The 18124-nt window shown below is 35.4% G+C and carries 8 protein-coding genes and 2 pseudogenes; 5 read left to right on the top strand and 5 right to left on the bottom strand.

What is annotated here, in order from left to right:
* Nucleotides 1-94 precede the first annotated feature (94 nt).
* Complete coding sequence (locus F8162_RS06950; RefSeq protein ID WP_097817108.1) at nt 95-1132, bottom strand: PTS sugar transporter subunit IIC; 1038 nt, start codon at nt 1130-1132, stop codon at nt 95-97.
* 234 nt (nt 1133-1366) lie between these two features.
* Here F8162_RS06950 and F8162_RS06945 point away from each other — a divergent pair, with 234 nt between their 5' ends.
* Nucleotides 1367-1729, top strand: coding sequence for a YxeA family protein (locus tag F8162_RS06945; protein WP_151630153.1), 363 nt, complete (start codon nt 1367-1369; stop codon nt 1727-1729).
* Nucleotides 1730-1754: 25 nt separating this feature from the next.
* On the opposite strand, the gene F8162_RS06940 is transcribed toward F8162_RS06945, so the two are convergent.
* Nucleotides 1755-2741: a S66 peptidase family protein gene (locus F8162_RS06940; protein WP_151630154.1), complete on the bottom strand. Its 987-nt coding sequence runs from the start codon at nt 2739-2741 to the stop codon at nt 1755-1757.
* A 202-nt stretch (nt 2742-2943) separates the two neighbouring features.
* Between F8162_RS06940 and F8162_RS06935 the strand changes: the two genes are divergently transcribed.
* The 4 genes and pseudogenes from F8162_RS06935 to F8162_RS06925 all read left to right on the top strand — a co-directional run.
* On the top strand, nt 2944-3381 hold the full coding sequence (locus F8162_RS06935) for a DUF1934 domain-containing protein (protein WP_000414871.1): 438 nt from the start codon (nt 2944-2946) through the stop codon (nt 3379-3381).
* A complete protein-coding gene (gene argS / locus F8162_RS06930; protein WP_151630155.1) occupies nt 3381-5051 on the top strand; it encodes an arginine--tRNA ligase in 1671 nt (556 codons plus the stop codon). The genes F8162_RS06935 and argS overlap by 1 nt, the downstream gene beginning before the upstream one ends.
* Before the next feature lie 55 nt (nt 5052-5106).
* A pseudogene (locus tag F8162_RS29315) lies at nt 5107-5319 on the top strand (RNA polymerase subunit sigma-24); the annotation flags it as partial.
* Nucleotides 5314-5454 (top strand): annotated as a pseudogene (locus F8162_RS06925) (anti-sigma factor); the annotation flags it as partial. The pseudogenes F8162_RS29315 and F8162_RS06925, both read left to right, overlap by 6 nt.
* Nucleotides 5455-5479: 25 nt before the next feature.
* Here the strand turns inward: F8162_RS06925 and F8162_RS06920 are convergent.
* From F8162_RS06920 to F8162_RS06910, 3 genes are all read right to left on the bottom strand, one after another.
* Nucleotides 5480-5854 carry a hypothetical protein gene (locus F8162_RS06920; protein WP_151630156.1) on the bottom strand — a complete coding sequence of 125 codons (375 nt, stop codon included), beginning with the start codon at nt 5852-5854 and terminating at the stop codon, nt 5480-5482.
* A gap of 147 nt (nt 5855-6001) precedes the next feature.
* On the bottom strand, nt 6002-7402 hold the full coding sequence (locus F8162_RS06915) for a M28 family metallopeptidase (RefSeq protein ID WP_151630157.1): 1401 nt from the start codon (nt 7400-7402) through the stop codon (nt 6002-6004).
* A gap of 491 nt (nt 7403-7893) precedes the next feature.
* On the bottom strand, nt 7894-17568 hold the full coding sequence (locus F8162_RS06910) for a SpaA isopeptide-forming pilin-related protein (RefSeq protein WP_151869326.1): 9675 nt from the start codon (nt 17566-17568) through the stop codon (nt 7894-7896).
* Between the last annotated feature and the right edge of the window lie 556 nt (nt 17569-18124).

Here is an 18124-nt window from a genome sequence, read left to right as displayed (position 1 = left end):
GCTGATATATTCGAAAAATCGCCGATATTATTTCATTTAACGTCACGCAACATAAAAAAGAGCTATTCTCAAACGATGAGAATAGCTCTTTTTCTTATGCAACTTTCTCTTCTGAAGTAATGCCGCGAATTTCATCAGCAGAACGGATTGGATATTTGCGGAATATAATTGATCCGATATATCCAACAATCGTGGTAACGATTCCACATAATACAGCAGCAATTGTTACTTTTACAACGTCATTAAATCCGAATAAGACAAGAAGTCCTGGGATTGGTGATGCTGTTCCTGGTGCATTATTCACGAGTTGGAACAGAGATGTAATAATACCAGCAAGTGCACCGCCAACGAAGTTTGTCGCATAAATTGGAATTGGATTTGCTGAAACAACATCGGCTTGTGTTAAAGGCTCGATTGCTACAGCGATTGTGTCTTTCTTTGAGCAAATTTTTAGTCGCTTAAAGAAAATAAAGTTCATCGGGGCTGAGGCTGCTACGGCAAGACTACCAATTGCCATTGGTAAACCTGTTAATCCAAGCATTGCAGTTAGTGCCATAGAACTTAATGGAGAGGTAGAAATAACTGTTATTAATCCACCAAGCATAATACCCATAATGATAGGACTTTCTGTAGTTGCAACTGAAATCATAGAGCCGATTTTACCGAGTGTTGCGTTCACGAGCGGATCCATAAGCATTGCCATTCCACGTGAGATTGGTGCAGCAATAAATAAAATTGCTAAAAACTCTACACCAGCCGGTAATTTCTTTTCGAGAAATTTCACGACGAAAGCGCAAACGTATCCAGCGAAAAATCCTGGTAAAATACCGAATCCACTAGTAGCGATACCGATTAAAACAGCATATACGGGTGAAACGCCGATTGCTAGTGCGACTAAAATTGCCGCCGCGACACCGCTCATACTACCAGAAGCTTCTCCTACTGATTGTAAAAAGTCATTATGAAACATTTCTCCACCGATATAACGGTGAAATGCTTCAATAAGAAAACTTGCGATTGCTGCATTAGCTAAAGCACCCATTGCTTTCATGCCGTAAGGAGCACGGTAACTAAAAAGTGTAAATAGACAAAGTACAACAAGTAATAGTGCTAAACCTTGCAAGATAGCCATTTGAAAACTGTCTCCTTTGATTTTTGTAATAAAAATTCGTATCATTCAATAATAATATAAAAGTTTGTTAAACGGAAAATTTTTTTGATGGGAATGTGCTATAAAGGGAAAAACTCTTACAATAATGTAAGGAAAGTGTAAGGCGTTTCGATAGAGTATAGTATGTTGTTTTTCGTATAATACATGTATAGACATAAGGTTAGTGAAAAAGAAGTGCAAACAGGAGGCGCATTTATGAAATTGGTAATTAAAGTTTTAGCTGTGTTCGCCATTATTTTAGGAGGAACAGCATATTATTTAAATACGAAAACAGAAGGTGTACATGCTTTTGTAGACAACTTCTTTTCAAATAAAGAAATACAAGATTATTATGCGGTTATAGATAAAGGTGAGAAAAAAGACGGTGAATACTTGTATACATTTAAAGGGTATACAGAAGACGGAAATTTACAAGTTGTGAAAAGAATGATGAACCGTGAATTACATACGGGGGCATTTATAAAAATATATGCAAAAGGTATGCAAGGAAAAGGATGGGCTGAAATCTCAAAAGAATCAATTCCGCAAAAAGCTTTGGAAAAAATAGAAAAACCATAAAAGGAGCGACTCATTCGCTCCTTTTTTAGTGTGTTAAAATGGTGATGGATGTCTTTTCTTTGTTAGAAATGATTTTTACACGTCCACCAATCGGGAAAGTGAAAATAGGGGTTGTATGCCCGAAACTTGCGTTTGCAATGATAGGGATATGTGCAAGTTCAGGTTTTGAAGCGATCATTTCTTGAATGTCTTCTATTGTACATTCTGCACCTTTTTGCATTCTTCCGATAACAATGCCTTTTACATGTTCAAAGTCAGGTTGCTGCATAAGAGAATGCAAATAACGATCAAAAGTTTTAAGGGTAGCTTTTCCAGTTAAACTATCCTCCTCGAGAAATAATATTTTACCCTGTAAGTTTGGCATATATGGTGTACCTTGTAGTAAATTCAATGTGCTCATATTACCGCCGATAATCTCTCCAGTTGCTTCGCCCTCATGAATCGAAACATAACCTCCATTTTTAATAAATTCTCGATTTTCCTGATCGATATACCAAGAATCATCGCTCCACGTTTCAGATGGAAGGACTTCAATAGGCTCATTAGAAGTTAAGCATTTTAAAAAGTAATCAGTCGTATATTCGAGACCTTTCTCCATTCCAAATGAAGAGAAATGGGGTCCTGAATATGTAACAAGTCCTGTTTTTGTGTAAATTGCATTATTTAACGCGGTAATATCAGAATAGCCACAGAAAAATTTCGGGTTTTCTCGAATTAAATCGTAATCCAGATGTTTCAATAAACCATTAGAGTTGTATCCGCCAAGTGTTGTCAAAACGGCTTTTATATTCGGGTCTCTAAATGCCTCGTGGAGGTCTTGAACACGTGAAGAAATAGAAGAGGAAGCAAATCGATCTATCTCATCAGCATATGTTGAGAATGTAACTTGAAAGCCCATGTCGGTTAATCTTTTTATAGCAAGCTCTTGGTTCATATTTGAGATGATACTTAAACTACAAGATGGTGAAATAACTCTAATTTCATCACCTTTTTTCAATTTTGTTGGTAGCACATAACTCACCTCTTTAAATGAAAGAATATTTAGATTTAAAAAATATTTTATCATATGAAATAAAGTGAAAGTGAATTATTTTTTGAAATGGAGTTTTCCTGATTTTTCAGCAGACAGACAGAGGTTTTTTTTGATATGATAGGAAAAGTGATTTATTATAAGTAGTATTTAATATCTATAACATTTGAAAGGTGTGCAAGACGTGGAGAAACAACTTGCAGGCTTGCCGGTACACGTTCATTTCGTAACAGAAATCCGTGAAGGGGCGAGGAAGGAAACCGTTGCTTTTGAAGCAAATGGTCAATACTATGTAAAAGGTCAAGGTACATACGTAACATTCCAAGAGCCGAATGAACAGGGCGAAGTGAAAACAATTATTAAAATTCAAGGTGAACAAGTTCTCATTATGCGTTCAGGTGCTGTTTCAATGCGTCAAACGCATGTGAAAGGTGAATGGACAACTGGTACGTATACGAGTGAACTTGGTACGTTTGCATTGCAAACGAAAACTGATAACGTTCTTTTTAAATGGTCGGATGAAAAGAAAAAAGGACAACTCTTCTTAACGTACGCATTGCTTCTAAGTGAACAAGAAGCTGGCAGATATACAATTACACTTAATTTGAAGGAGGCAAAATAATGAATTCTTTAGAACAAGTAAAAGGATTAATTAAAGAAGAAATTCAAGCTGCTGTATTAAAGGCAGAATTAGCGACAGAAGAACAGATTCCAAACGTTGTATTAGAATCTCCAAAAGATAAAACAAACGGTGACTTCTCTACAAATATGGCAATGCAACTTGCACGCGTTGCGAAAAAAGCACCTCGTATGATTGCAGAAGAATTAGTTGCAAACTTTGATAAAGCAAAAGCTTCTATTGAAAAAATTGAAATCGCAGGTCCTGGTTTCATTAACTTCTATATGGATAATAGCTACTTAACAGACTTAATCCCAACAATCGTTAACGCTGGCGAAGCTTACGGTGAAACGAATACTGGTAAAGGTGAAAAAGTACAAATTGAGTTCGTATCTGCGAATCCAACAGGTGACCTTCACTTAGGACATGCACGTGGTGCGGCAGTGGGTGACACGTTATGTAACGTATTAGCAAAAGCAGGATACGATGTATCTCGTGAGTACTACATCAATGACGCTGGTAACCAAATTCATAACTTAGCTCTTTCTGTTGAAGCTCGTTACATGCAAGCTTTAGGTCTAGAGAAAGAAATGCCAGAAGACGGATACCATGGTGCGGACATCATTGGAATCGGTAAGCTTTTAGCTGAAGAATTTGGTGATCGTTATGCAAAAGCTGATGCAGAAGAAAGCTATGAGTTCTATCGTTCATACGGTTTAAAATATGAGCTAGCAAAACTTCAAAAAGACTTAGAAAGTTTCCGTGTTAAATTCGATGTATGGTTCTCAGAAACATCATTATACAAAAACGGAAAAATTGATGCTGCACTTGCAGTATTAAAAGAGCGTGATGAGATCTTTGAAGAAGGCGGCGCAACTTGGTTCCGTTCTATGACTTACGGTGACGACAAAAACCGTGTATTAATTAAAAACGACGGTTCTTACACATACTTAACGCCAGATATCGCTTACCACCGTGATAAATTAGAGCGTGGTTTCGATAAGTTAATCAACATTTGGGGTGCTGACCACCACGGCTACATTCCTCGTATGAAAGCTGCTATTCAAGCACTTGGTTACGATAAAGAAACACTTGAAGTAGAAATCATCCAAATGGTACAACTGTACCAAAATGGTGAAAAAATGAAGATGAGTAAGCGTACAGGTAAGGCAGTTACACTTCGTGAGCTTATGGAAGAAGTAGGCGTGGACGCAATGCGTTACTTCTTCGCAATGCGTAGCGGTGATTCTCATTTAGACTTTGATATGGACTTAGCTGTATCAAAATCTAACGAAAACCCAGTATACTATGCACAATATGCTCATGCTCGCGTATGCAGTATTCTTCGTCAAGGTGAAGAGTTAGGATTAGCTACAGGCGGAGAAGTGAACTACAAACTTGTTACTTCTGAGAAAGAAGTAGAATTACTGAAAAAACTTGGTGAATTCCCGGCAGTAGTTGCGGATGCAGCGCAAAAACGTCTGCCACACCGCATTACAAGTTATGCATTTGAATTAGCAGCAGCATTACACAGCTTCTACAATGCAGAAAAAGTATTAAATCAAGACAACTTAGAATTAAGTAAAGCTCGCTACGAGTTAATGAAAGCAGTACGCACTACACTTCAAAATGCATTAGCAATCGTAGGAGTATCTGCACCAGAAAAAATGTAATTAAGAAAAGTGGAGCCGATTTTTCGCTTTCAGTAAAAGGCAATCACACGATGTTGTGATTGCCTTTTTATATGGAGATAATAAAAAAATAAAATTTTATCAAACAAAAGGAGAATTTGCGTCGTCTTATATAAATGACAGGAGGTTTATGATGGAAGAAAAAGTAGAAGAATTAATTGATATATATAAGTAAATATATTCCTTATGCTATAAATTAGCGAAGACGAAAGAAGATGCAGAAGATATTTTTCAAGAGACTTGGATAAAAGAGTTAAAGGAAATTTGTGAATCGAAAAAAGGTACTTTCAAAGCTACATTGAACGCAAATAAAAAATATGTATTAAATATAAGTGGCTTAATGGTGAAAGATGGATTTGTGAAAGTGAATTGGGAAGCAAAATAAAGGGCCTTGAGAAAGGCCCTTTATTTTATTGGATTGTATACGTAACGGAAAAGCTAACAGGACTATAGTAAACGAAAGGTGCATGAAATTGAACGTACATATTTCCATCTGTTTTTGCAGTGAAAATCCTGCCGTATCCATCAGAATAACGTCCAATAAGTTTATGATCTGAGTCATAGACACTGTAACTAGGAGTTTTGCTATTAGGTTGAATTGTTAACTCTTGTCCCTTTTGAAGGAAAACAGGTTCCTGTTCAGAACTACTTCCAGTTTGCAAAGAATAAAATTTTGTAAAGCTTTGTTCTTGAGTGGCAGCAGCGACCTTTGTTTCAGGAATAAACGCGGTAGCACCAGTAATTCCTGCTAAAGTTAACGCACCGGCTAAAATCATTTTTTTCATAGTAGAAAAAGCCTCCTTATTAGTTGTAATCATTTTTGTTACAGTTAATATTGTATATGATAATGAGTAGGAGGAAATATGCTTTTATGCATATATGTATTTTCTCAATAAAAGACCACTGATAAAAATCAGTGATCTTTTAAATAATTAAGCAGCTTTCTGTTCAGTTTGAGTAACAGGTTTTTGAATTGTGTTATAAACACCAATTCCGATAACCTCTAATGCCATTTTCATACGTTCAGGTGAAATGTTCTCAAATACGTTATCTTGAGGTGTGTGATATACCTTCTCGATATGATAGATTAATGGATTCCAGCTATCTACTCCCATCCAAATAAATAGAGCTGCAGGAATACCAACTTCAGCAAATGGCACATGATCACTAGAGCCAAATTTACCTTGCAGTACGAGGTCATTATTTAATTGTTTACCTGCTTGTAAAGCCGCATCTGTTACAAGGTTTGGAGAACCGTTAGGCGTCATAGCATATAAATTTTTTGCTTTATCGTAATTTGTTGCAACCATGTCTGCGTTAAAGACACCTAGAATTCGATCGCGTTCTTTTTGGGGCAGACTATTAACGTAATAATCAGAGCCAAGTAAGCCAGTTTCCTCAGAACCAAAAGCAATAAAACGAATTTCTTTATCAGTTTCTACATTTTGAAAAGCACGAGCTAACTCTAATACTAATCCTGTACCAGAAGCATTATCGTTTGCTCCAGGTGCACCAACAACACTATCATAGTGCGAACTTACAACGACAGCTTTTTCATTACCTGTACTATTTTTTGGTTTCTTTTTAGCGATGACATTTAGTGATGTTAAATTAGATTCATGTCGCGCTTTTAGGGAAAGAAGAGTTGTCCCTTTTTTAGCGATTTCTTCTTTAAATGCATTTCCTTGCGCATAAGCAAGACCAAAGACAGGGATAGATTGCTTTTTCGTTAGGCGGGGATTGAACGTTTGTCCATAATTTCCACGTCCGCCAATTAAACTGTATAAAAGAACACCTTTTGCGCCTTTACTAACAGCATTTTCAACTTGTTTATTATAGTCTGCAACTGTTGTTCCTCTTTCAAATAGAACAATTTTTCCATTTACTTCATTTGGGATATCCTCTAATTTTGTCCCACCTTGAACAAAGATAAGAGGAGCTGTAACAGATTCTGTAGAAATTAGTGCGTTAGGGGCAGCACCAGCTTGCCAATTACGCTTTGTGGATAATGGTGATTCAATAAATCCAACGTATTGATCCGGCACTTGAAATGGTTGATATTCTACTTCATAGCCCATTGATTTCAGTTGCATACCAACGTAGCGAGAAGCCCATTCTTCTGATTTTGTCCCACCAGGGCGAGGCCCAATTGTTTCGGATAAGAAACGGATATGTTCGATGGCGCGGCTTGCATCAACTTGTTTTGTGATAGGTGAATTCTGTGTGATTTCTGACGTGGAATCAGCTTTGGCTTGTCCGATTGGAGCTAAGCTAACAGCGAGTGATACAGCAAGCAAAGAGCTTACTATTTTTTGTTTCAAAGATTTTTTCATTTTGTCCTCTCCTATTCTTCTATTCTCTCTGACTGACAAAAGAAGACGGATAACGACTTCATTTTACCTTTATTTTTATTAGTTTTCAATATTCTGACATTGAGAAATAAAAAAACGATATATGCATATTTGCATATTTTTGATGGAGATATGTATGCTATCATTTTAAATGAAGGTTCGCTTTCCGCTTGGAAAGCTCCTACATTGCATGAATCTAGTGTACCCAAACTTTAGATTATGTGGAGAGAAGGAACCGCTGTAGGGTTTCTTTTCTCATGTTTGAATCATGTGATGATAAATATGTTTCCGCATTTCATACTTATTATCAGTGATATATGTAAGGCATCCATATGAAAATACGAGGCTGTTCAAAGGTTTTCCGTACTTTTGGACAGCCTCACCCCGTTAAAAGGACGATACGCTAGGTATCGTTCTTTTTTGTATAAAAAAACACCCAATCAAATGATCACTTGATTGGGTGTGAAAAACTATTAATAATATTTTTTTCGTTTTGTAGCTAAAATACTTAACAATCCAGCTAGTATAAGTACGATACCTACTGTTTGTGTAGGATCATTTTTGTGACCTGTATTTGGAAGTTCTTTACCCGTATTTCGGCCATCTTGCTGTTTGTTTATCTGTGTTTCAGGGTTTCCTTTTTCTAGTTCTTCGGAAGTTCCGTTACCATGTGTTTCAGGATTCCCTTTTTCTAGTTCTTCAGAAGTTTCTTTCCCTGTTTCCTCTTCTTTATTAGGAGGAGTAATTGGTTTATCATCTCCACCTGATGAAGAATCGATTTTTTTATTTGAAACTGTAATTTGTAGTGGTGTAGCTTGAGCTTTTTCAATTGTAAAGTTTATTGGTGATGCATCTAATTGATAGCCTGTAGGAGCTTTTGTTTCCACTAATTGATAATTACCAGGTTTCAAATCATTTACGATTAATTTACCATGCCCGTCTGTTTGTAAACCTTCTCGTACTACTTTTCCGTCTTGATCTAAAATATTGAAAATGGCACCTTCAAGTGTTCCATGGTGATCCATATCAACTTTAGTTAACTCCATTGAACCTGTTGTTAAACTATTTAAAGCTGTAACAGAAGTAACTTGAGATTGTCCTTTCGTAATTGTGAAAGGAATTGGCTTAGCGCTTAAATCGTATCCAGTAGGAGCTTTCGTTTCAACGAACTGATAGTCTCCCGGACGTAAATCAGAAACAGAAATTTTTCCATCTTTATCAGTAGTTAAATCGGAACGAACATCATTGCCGTTCATATCAACAATTTTAAAGATAGCCCCTTCAAGAGTAGAACCGTCGACGTCATCGACTTTAGTTAATTCGACTGAACCTTTAGTTAAGCTATTCGTAGCAGTAACAGAAGCTGTAGCTGTTTGACTCTTTTCAACAGTAAAGTTGATAGGGTTTTGATTTAAGTCGTAATGAGTAGGAGCTTTCGTTTCAACGAATTGATAGTCTCCAGGACGTAAATCAGAAACAGTAATCTTTCCATCTTTATCAGTAGTTAAATCGGAACGAACATCATTGCCGTTCATATCAACAATTTTAAAGATAGCCCCTTCGAGAGTAGAGTTGTTAACATCATCAATCTTAATCAATTCAACAGCGCCCTTCGTTAAGCTATTTGTAGCGGTAACGGAAGCGATTTTTTCTTGCCCTTTTTTAACTGTGAACTTAATAGGTGTTTCGTTTAAGTCATAATGGTTAGGAGCTTTCGTTTCGATAAACTCATAGTCTCCTGGTGGTAATTCATCCACAACTAAACGGCCGTTTTTATCAGTAATTAAATCAGTACGGACGTCGTGTCCATCCTTATTAACAATTTTAAATACCGCACCCTCAAGTGTTGTGTTTTCTTCAACATCATCGACTTTAATTAACTCCACACTACCTTTCGTTAAGCTGTTCGTAGCTGTAACGAAGACATGTTTTGTTTGACTTCTTTCAATTGTGAACTTAATCGGATCTTCATTTAAGTCATAATGAGTAGGAGCTTTCGTTTCAATAAATTGATAGTCTCCAGGTTGTAAGTCTTTAGCGATGATTTTTCCATCTTTATTAGTAACTAAATTCGTACGAATGTCGTTACCGTTCATATCAGTAATTTTAAATACCGCGCCTTCCAGCGTTTCTTTCGCATCTAAAGAGTCAACTTTCGTTAATTCCACGCCACCTTTAGTTAAGCCATTTTTAGCAGTAACAGAAATGTGAGTTAGCTGGCTTTTCTCGATAGTGAAAGGAATCGGTTTTTTATTTAAATCATAATCTTTCGGAGCTTTCGTTTCAACGAATTGATAATCTCCTGGACGTAAATTAGAAGCAGAAACCTTCCCGTCTTTATCAGTAGTTAAATTCGTGCGAACAATTTTCCCTTTCGCATCAATGATGTTAAATACTGCATCAGAAAGTTTTGTATCTGGATTTATATCATCCACTTTAATTAATTCAACAGCGCCTTCAATTAAGCTGTTAGTAGCAGTGACTTGTAGTTTCTCTGCTTGGCTTTTCTTAATTGTAAATTTAAGCGGTGTACTGTCTAATTTGTAGTGTTCAGGAGCTTTCGTTTCAACAAACTGATAGTCTCCTGGACGTAAATCTGGAACAGAGATTTTTCCATCGGCATCTGTCGTAAGATTAATGTGGACATCTTTTCCATTACTTAAATCAATGATGTTAAATACTGCGCCTTTAAGGGCAGTTCCATCGACGTCATCCAATTTAGAAAGTTCGACCGCACCTTTTGTTAAACCATTTTTAGCAGTAACAGAAATCGGTTCGGCTTGTCCTTTTTCAATCGTGAAAGGAATTGGTTCTTTATTTAAATCGTAGTGTTTCGGAGCCTTTGTCTCGATGAATTGATAATCACCAGGACGTAAGTCAGAAACGCTAATTTTACCTTGTGAATTTGTATTAAGATTCTCGCGAATTACAGTACCCTTCATATCAACAATGTTAAATACTGCGCCTTCAAGTGTAGTACCATCGACGTCGTCTACTTTAATAAGTTCAACGCCGCCTTTTGTTAAACTATTTTTCATAGTAACAGTAGCAATGTTTTTCTGGCTTTTTTCAACTGTAACTACCATTGGCTTTTTGTCTAAATCATAATGTTTCGGAGCCGTTGTTTCGACAAATTGATACGTACCAGGACGTAAGTTTTCAACAATGATTTTTCCTTCACCGTTCGTTTTTAAATCCGTTTTAAGTACTTTACCGTTTTGATCTAGTAAATTAAACACGGCATCAGCAAGTTTTGTTTGATCATTTAAATCATCTACTTTAATTAATTCGATACTACCTTGTTTTAAACTATTTTTAGCGGTTAAAGAGATAGTCTCCTTCTGTCCTTTTTCAATAGTGAAATTGATTGGTGTTTCATCTAAAACGTAATGCTTAGGAGCTTCTGTTTCGATGAATTGGTAATCACCAGGACGTAGGTCGTTAACTTCAATTTTCCCTTTACTATTTGTAACAAGGTCTTTATGAATTACAGTACCCTTCATATCAACAATGTTAAATACTGCGCCTTCAAGTTTAGTACCATCGATGTCATCTACTTTAGAAAGTTCCACTGCACCTTTTGTTAGGGCGTTTTTGGCCGTAACATGAAGCGTTTCAGTTTGGCTTTTCTTAATTGTAAATTCGATCGGTTTTTTATTTAAATCGTAATGTTCAGGAGCTATTGTTTCAACGAATTGATACGTACCAGGACGTAGGTTTTCAACAACAATTTTTCCTTCATCATTTGTTTTTAATCCTTCTTTAACTACTTCTCCGTCTGCATCTAATAAATTAAATACAGCATGAGCGAGCTTCGTATCAGTATCAATATCGTCAATTTTTGTTAATTCCACGCTACCTTTTTTCAAAGTGTTTTTCCCTGTAACGGGAATCTTTGTCGTTTGGTTTCGTTCAATTTTAAATGGAATCGGTGTTTCGTCTAACACATAATGTTCAGGAGCAGCTGTTTCAACAAATTGATAGTCTCCAGGACGTAAGTCAGAAACCGAAATTTCGCCTTTGTCGTCTGTAACAAGGTTTGTGCGAACGTCTTTACCATCCATATCAACAATTTTAAATACTGCATCTTTCAGCATTGTACGATCGATGTCATCTATTTTTGTTAAAATGACGCCACCCTTCGTTAAGCTGTTGGTAGCAGTAACTGTAATATTTTCTTTTTGACTTTTTTCGATAGTGAACGGAATAGGATCTTTCCTTAAGTCATAGTCTTTTGGAGCTTTTACTTCAATAAATTGATAGTCACCCGGGCGTAAATCAGAAGCAGAAACTTTACCATGTTCATCAGTAGTTAACCCTTTACGAACTACCTTTTTAGTATCATGAGCATCAACAATGATAAATTCTGCGCCTTTAAGAGTAGCGCCATCAACGTCATCAACTTTTGTTAAAGTAACGCCACCTGTAAGTAAACTATTTTTTACAGTGACAGGGACTGGTAGATCATCCTTGCTACCTTTTTTAATCGTGAACTTAATAGGTGTTTGATCTAATTTATAATGTTCAGGAGCTGATGTTTCAATAAATTGGTAATCTCCTGGTGCTAAATCAGGAATAACTAGCACTCCGTAATCATCTGTTTTTAAATTTTTCGCAATTTCTTTGCCAGTTGCGTCTTGTAATGTGAACACCGCGCCGGCAAGAGCGATACTACTTTCCACATCATCTTCTTTAATAAGTTTAACTTTTCCTTTCGTTAAACTATTTTTAAATGTAAGTGGAAGAAGTTTTTGTTGTCCTTTTTCGATTGTAAATTCAATAGGTTCTACATTTGCATCGTAATAAGTTGGAGCCTTTGTTTCGATAAGTTTATAGTTACCAGGACGTAAGTCGTCAACAACTAGCATTCCTTTACTATTCGTAACAAGTTCCGTACGAGCATCTTCATTCGTATCTCTATTAACGATTTTAAATACTGCACCTTCAAGTGTTTCCTTTTCATCTGCAGCATTCACCTTTGTTAATTCAATACCGCCTTTTGTTAAGCTGTTTTTAGCAGTAACAGTAATTGGTGAAGTTCCTTGACTTTCTTTAATCGTGAATTCGATAGGCTTTGTATTTTTATCGTAATACTTCGGTGCTGTTACTTCGATAAATTTATAATCGCCAGGGCGTAAGCCAGTAGCGATAGCTTTACCATCTGCACCAGTTTTTACATTTTCGCGAATGACTTTCTTTTCATCATTAGCATCAACAATTTTAAATACAGCACCTGCAAGAACTGTACCGTCGATATCATCAACTTTCGTTAATTCAACATCTCCTGGTTTTAAAGCATTTTCAGCTTTCACAAGTAGAGTTTCTTTCTGACTTCTATCGATTGTAAATTCAATAGGTTCTGCTCGTAAAACGTAATGTTCAGGAGCAGCTGTTTCAATAAATTTATACGTACCAGGACGTAAATTACTAACTTTAAATTTCCCTTTTTTATCGGTAGTTAAGTTAGTGTGAGGGGGAACTTCATTATTATTGGCATCGACAAGTTTGAATACTGCACCTTCTAGCGGCTTTTTCTCGCCAAACTCGTCAACTTTTAATAGTTCCACTTCTCCTGTTTTTAAACTGTTTGTTGCTTTCACGGTAGCAAAAGACTGTTGGCTTTTATCGATTGTAAACTCGATAGGATTTGCATTTAACACATAATCCTTAGGAGCTTCCGTTTCAATAAATTTATACTTGCCAGGCTCTAGGTCTTTAACAGTTAAAATACCATCTGCGCCAGTTTTTACATTTTCGCGAATGACTTTCTTTTCATCATCTGCGTCAACAATTTTAAATACAGCTCCCGCAAGAGTTGTACCATCGATATCATCAGCTTTTGTTAAGGTGACGCCACCTTTGATGAGATGATTCGTCGCAGTAACAGTAACTGCTTTCTTTTGGCTTTTTACAATTGTAAACTCAATTGGTTTTTTATCTATGTCGTAATCTTTAGGTGCTTTTTCTTCGACAAATTGATAATCGCCAGGGCGTAAATCTTTTGCCTCGATTTGTCCTTGATCATTTGTCGTTAATTTTTCGTATCCGCGAATTACATTGTTATGTCGATCGCGTACACTGAACTCCGCACCTGCTAAAGTTTTTCCATCTTTATCGACTTTTGTTAAAATGGCCGATCCTGGAAGTAAACTATTTGTTGCAGTTCGGTTTATTACTCTTGTTTGATCTTCCGCGATTTTAACCTCAATCAGTCGATCATCTAATTTATAATGTTCAGGAGCTTTTGTTTCTTGTAAGTAGTACGTTCCTGGTTTTAAATTATCTACAGTAATTTGACCTTTATCATTTGTTGTTAATTTTTCGTGTTCTGAAATTATTTTTTTGTCTTTATCAAGCAGTGTGAAAACGGCACCTTGCAGTGTTACGTTTTTATTCAGGTCATCAGACTTTGTTAAAACTACTTTACCGACAAATTTCTTATTTGCAAGTGTATATGTTGTAGTCTCTTGTGAACCAAGTTCAACAATTTTTCCCTGTTTTAAATCCCAGCTAATTACATAGCCTTCAGGAGCTTTTGTTTCTTTTAATAAATATTTATCACGCTTTAAGTTATTAAACTTAGCAATACCATCTTTGTCTGTTGTTATTTCGCGGATAACGGTTTTTCCTGTACGATCATATAAAGTAAATTCTGCCCCGGACAATGGTACTTTCTTATTGTCGTTATCTACTTTTATAATTTCCAGGTTTCCGCGCCCTTTAGTAGCAGATCCTCCGCCTGAACCGGAAGACATTCTCACTTCAATCGTTTCAACAGTTTCTGTATTCTTAACTGTTAACTGATTGCCAGCGATTTTTGCTTTATTACTCACTTTTTCTTTATCGTCTGCATTAATAAGTGAGCGATATTCTAAAATATAAGCTCGATCAATTTTCTTCAAGAAAGCAATTTCGAAATGTTGTTTTCCAGTATTATTGTCTGTTGTGATCGTTAACTTATAGTCTGTTCCTTGTTTTAATTCATTTGCTGTATCTTTTGTTAAATTTCCATATGGATCAACAGTTGTAGGATATAAGTGGAATGAATCTGCCACAAGCACCTGATTGTCTGTTGGATCGTCTGTTACAACTGCGTCTGCAATGGTTGACTGGCTTTCGTTAATTGCAATACTCCAATTAATATAGTTGTCGTCTTGCACAGCTTTTTTAGTAACGAAGCTGCCACCTTTATTTACTTGAGCGTCACCTTTAAGAGTATTTACAATTTTAGAGCCATCTTTTAACTCTGCCTCGTTTTTGTAGGTGCCTTGGATAAGTTCACCATCGAGGCTTGTTTTAAAGATAATATAGTAAGGTGAATTAATTGATTGTTTGAAATGAACCTGTAGGGTGTTTTTATTTTTATCTGTAGGTTCTTCAAGTTCATACTGCTCAATTGGTACAGCATCACCAGGTCTTGCATTATCTGGGCTTCCATTTAAAATCATATGGCGCACTTCAATTGATCCTGGTACTAACTTTTGTTTATCTTGTATTACGTCTATAACATATGGATCTTTAATCTCAACATTATTATAATTAAAACCTATTACCCAAGTGATTTCTTTCGTTTGGGCGTTATAAGAACCGTATTTATATCCATTCGCCTTTGTGAAAGTATCAGGATCAAATTCCGCTTCAACTTTATTTGATTGTGGATTGGACCCTGCATCTATCCAAGATAGGTTACCTGTATTTTTAAATGAAGTTTTACCACTTTCTAATTTTGTATAGTCAAAGTCTGTCGTATATTTTACGACTAATGTCTTTGTCATATTAGACTGATATGTACCTATAAGGGTAATTGTGAAACCTTTATCTGTTACATCTAAAACATAATCAGTCCCAGCTTGAAGGGTATAATCTCCGTCTTTAATTTCTAGTTTTTTATCTTTTAATTGTAATCCACCATGGTCAAAGGTATCCGTAATAATCGCGTTGTTTAATGGATAGTTGTTATTATTTACCGTAATTGTCCAGGTTGTTGTTTTGTCTTTATAGTTTGTTTCAGCTTTATTATTAGATTTAATAATATTTTGCTGCTGGAAGCTAGCCTCATTTTCTTTACTTGAGTCATTATCAGCCGTAACTGTATTTTTTACTTTTCCATCTTTTATGACATTATCAGTTGGCTTTGTTTTATAGGTAATTACATAAGCACTATTAATATCCTCATTAAACTGTAAATCGAATCCATTTTTCTTGTTACTTACAGTGTAATTATTAACAGTGTCGCCCGTTACAAGTCTTCCTTTATCATCGTATGAAGCGTTCTTCACAACGATAGAATTTGCATCTAGTTCATGTGTATCGTCAAAAATATCTTTTAAAAGTGCATCTGTTTTTTTGATATTTTTTTGATCACCGTTGTAAGTAATTGTCCATTCAATTGTTTGCGTCTTTGGATCATATTTACTTGTTTTGTTTAAATGTGTACCACGAGAGACCGTTACAGTAGAGCTTGCGTTTTGTTGCTTTTGATTATCACTCGTTATCGTAACGTTATTTTGGAAGCTTTTTACGTTTTCATCAGTAATTTTTGTAGCATATTCAATTTGATACGCTTTATTGATAGAATCTTTAAAAGCAATCTCCAATTTTGAGCCATCTGATGAAATAATCTTGTAATCTGCTGGATCAGCTTCTTTACCACGTGTTGTGTTCCCGTTAACATCAACTTCTAAATAGTAAACTTTAATAGAATCCTTATTTAAACTTGTACCCTGTGGGATGTTATCTTTAAAAACAGCGTTTTTAAGAGTTTCTTTCGTTTTGTTCATCTCTACTGTCCAATTAATTTCATTTGTATTAATTGGTCTATCAGGTAACCCTTTTTTATTCGTAGTTGTTTGTACAGTAGGCTTAAAGTCAACTGTAATAGAAACATCTTTATCTTTAATTGGGAAAGGAATTTCTTGTGTTGTTGTACCTTTAATTTCAGCCTTATTAAATTCTGTCTTTAATTGTAGGTTACCAACAACATCTGGATGTTCTTCAACATAATCGTTGAATGTCATCGTGACTTTTCCATCTTTTGTAACAGTAAAATTACCAATTGGATTGTTTTCACTATCGTATAAAGGACTGTTAATTGTATTGTAAATTTTAAAGTGTTTAGGAAGATCAAAAATATAGTAATCTCCGCTTTTCACATTCATTGATTTTAAAAGTTCCCATGTAAACTCAATATTGGCAGGGGAATCTGTACTTGGACGGTTATCCTCTGTAAATGGTTTTCCGTCTTTGTCCGTTAACTTTACACCCGTTAAAATGTTTGTTGTTATTTGCTTTGGACCTGAATTTGTATTCTCAGCAGGATCGTTTGCTAGCTTTTGTTCTGGGTTGTCAGTAGCAGGTTTAGTTGCTGAATCTTGCTCTGGATTATCAGTAGCAGGTTTAGTTGCTGAATCTTGCTCTGGATTATCAGTAACAGGTTTAGTTGCTGGGTTTTGTTCTGGATTATCAGTAACAGGTTTAGTTGCTGGGTTTTGTTCTGGGTTGTCAGTAGCAGGTTTAGTTGCTGAATCTTGCTCCGGGTTATCAGTAACAGGTTTACCTACTCGATCTTGTACTTGTTTATTAGTATCTTGTTTGGTGCCATCTTCTTTAGAATTTTCTACTTGAATAGGAACTGTTATAGGCTGAACCAGTGTCCCTAAAGGAAAAGCAATTTGAACTGATTTTTCCTCAGTTTTTAAAGTTGGGTTAAACACAGCATCAACTTTAATTTTTCCTTTAGCATCTTTCGAATTTTCTACTTGATCATTAAATATTAGTTTTAATTTATTATCGTTAGCTGTTATAAAATATTGACCAATATTTTTTTGATCTGTTACTAAATCTCCTTGCAAATCTTTAGATACTTTTAATGCAAGTGGTATTTGAATTACTGCTGTATCGTTTGCATGTACAACTTGTTGATCCTTTATTGACCAAGCATATTCTACTTGAATGGTTGATCCTATCTTTATTAAGTTGTTAGGATTTTTTGCTTCATCAATAATGTGATCCGTTGCATCTTTCATCTCAACAGTGTCAAATAATGAAGTTTCCTTTAAAGTCTCAGCTTTTGCCTGATTGTACGGGAAACTAATAAACTGTGAAAATAGTACAAATACAATTAAACATATATTGAAAAGTTTTTTCATTTTGCCTCCTTTGAACATTCATTTGTTCACTGAGGAATATATTCCACATGAACAAATGGAATATAAAAAAAGTTAATTGTTATAAAGTATTTGTTGCTACTATCCCTCCGTTTCTATGTACGTTCTCTGACAGAATAGATGTTTAATCAAAGGCATATATAAAGTAACGTAAAAATCTGGAATATACATAATTCGACAAAATATGTCGAAAGTATGCTGATAAAAGGAACGATATCAGACCTTTATATACAAGAGCATTTTCTTGTGAATGTGTTATGAACTGGATAGTCATAAAGGTAAGTTTTACGATACATGCTAACCAAAGTAATGTATCCCAAGTTAAAAGTTTGTTTTTTGCTTTAAAATTGTGTGGAAAAAATCTGAATAGGGTTGATTTTGGTTAGGTTGAAGACAATATGCACTTTGAAAATATTCATTTATGTAATATGAAATTGAGATAATTGTATCTTAAGAATGTCACTTATTACATTTATGAAAATTAACTTTTTGCCTAGAGAGAGTTGTACAATTTGTGGACCGAAGTTAAGATGGTACA

Origin of the sequence: Bacillus sp. CH140a_4T (genome assembly GCF_008923725.1) — a bacterium.
GTDB lineage: Bacteria > Bacillota > Bacilli > Bacillales > Bacillaceae_G > Bacillus_A.
This window is presented reverse-complemented; position numbering and strand designations above follow the sequence as displayed.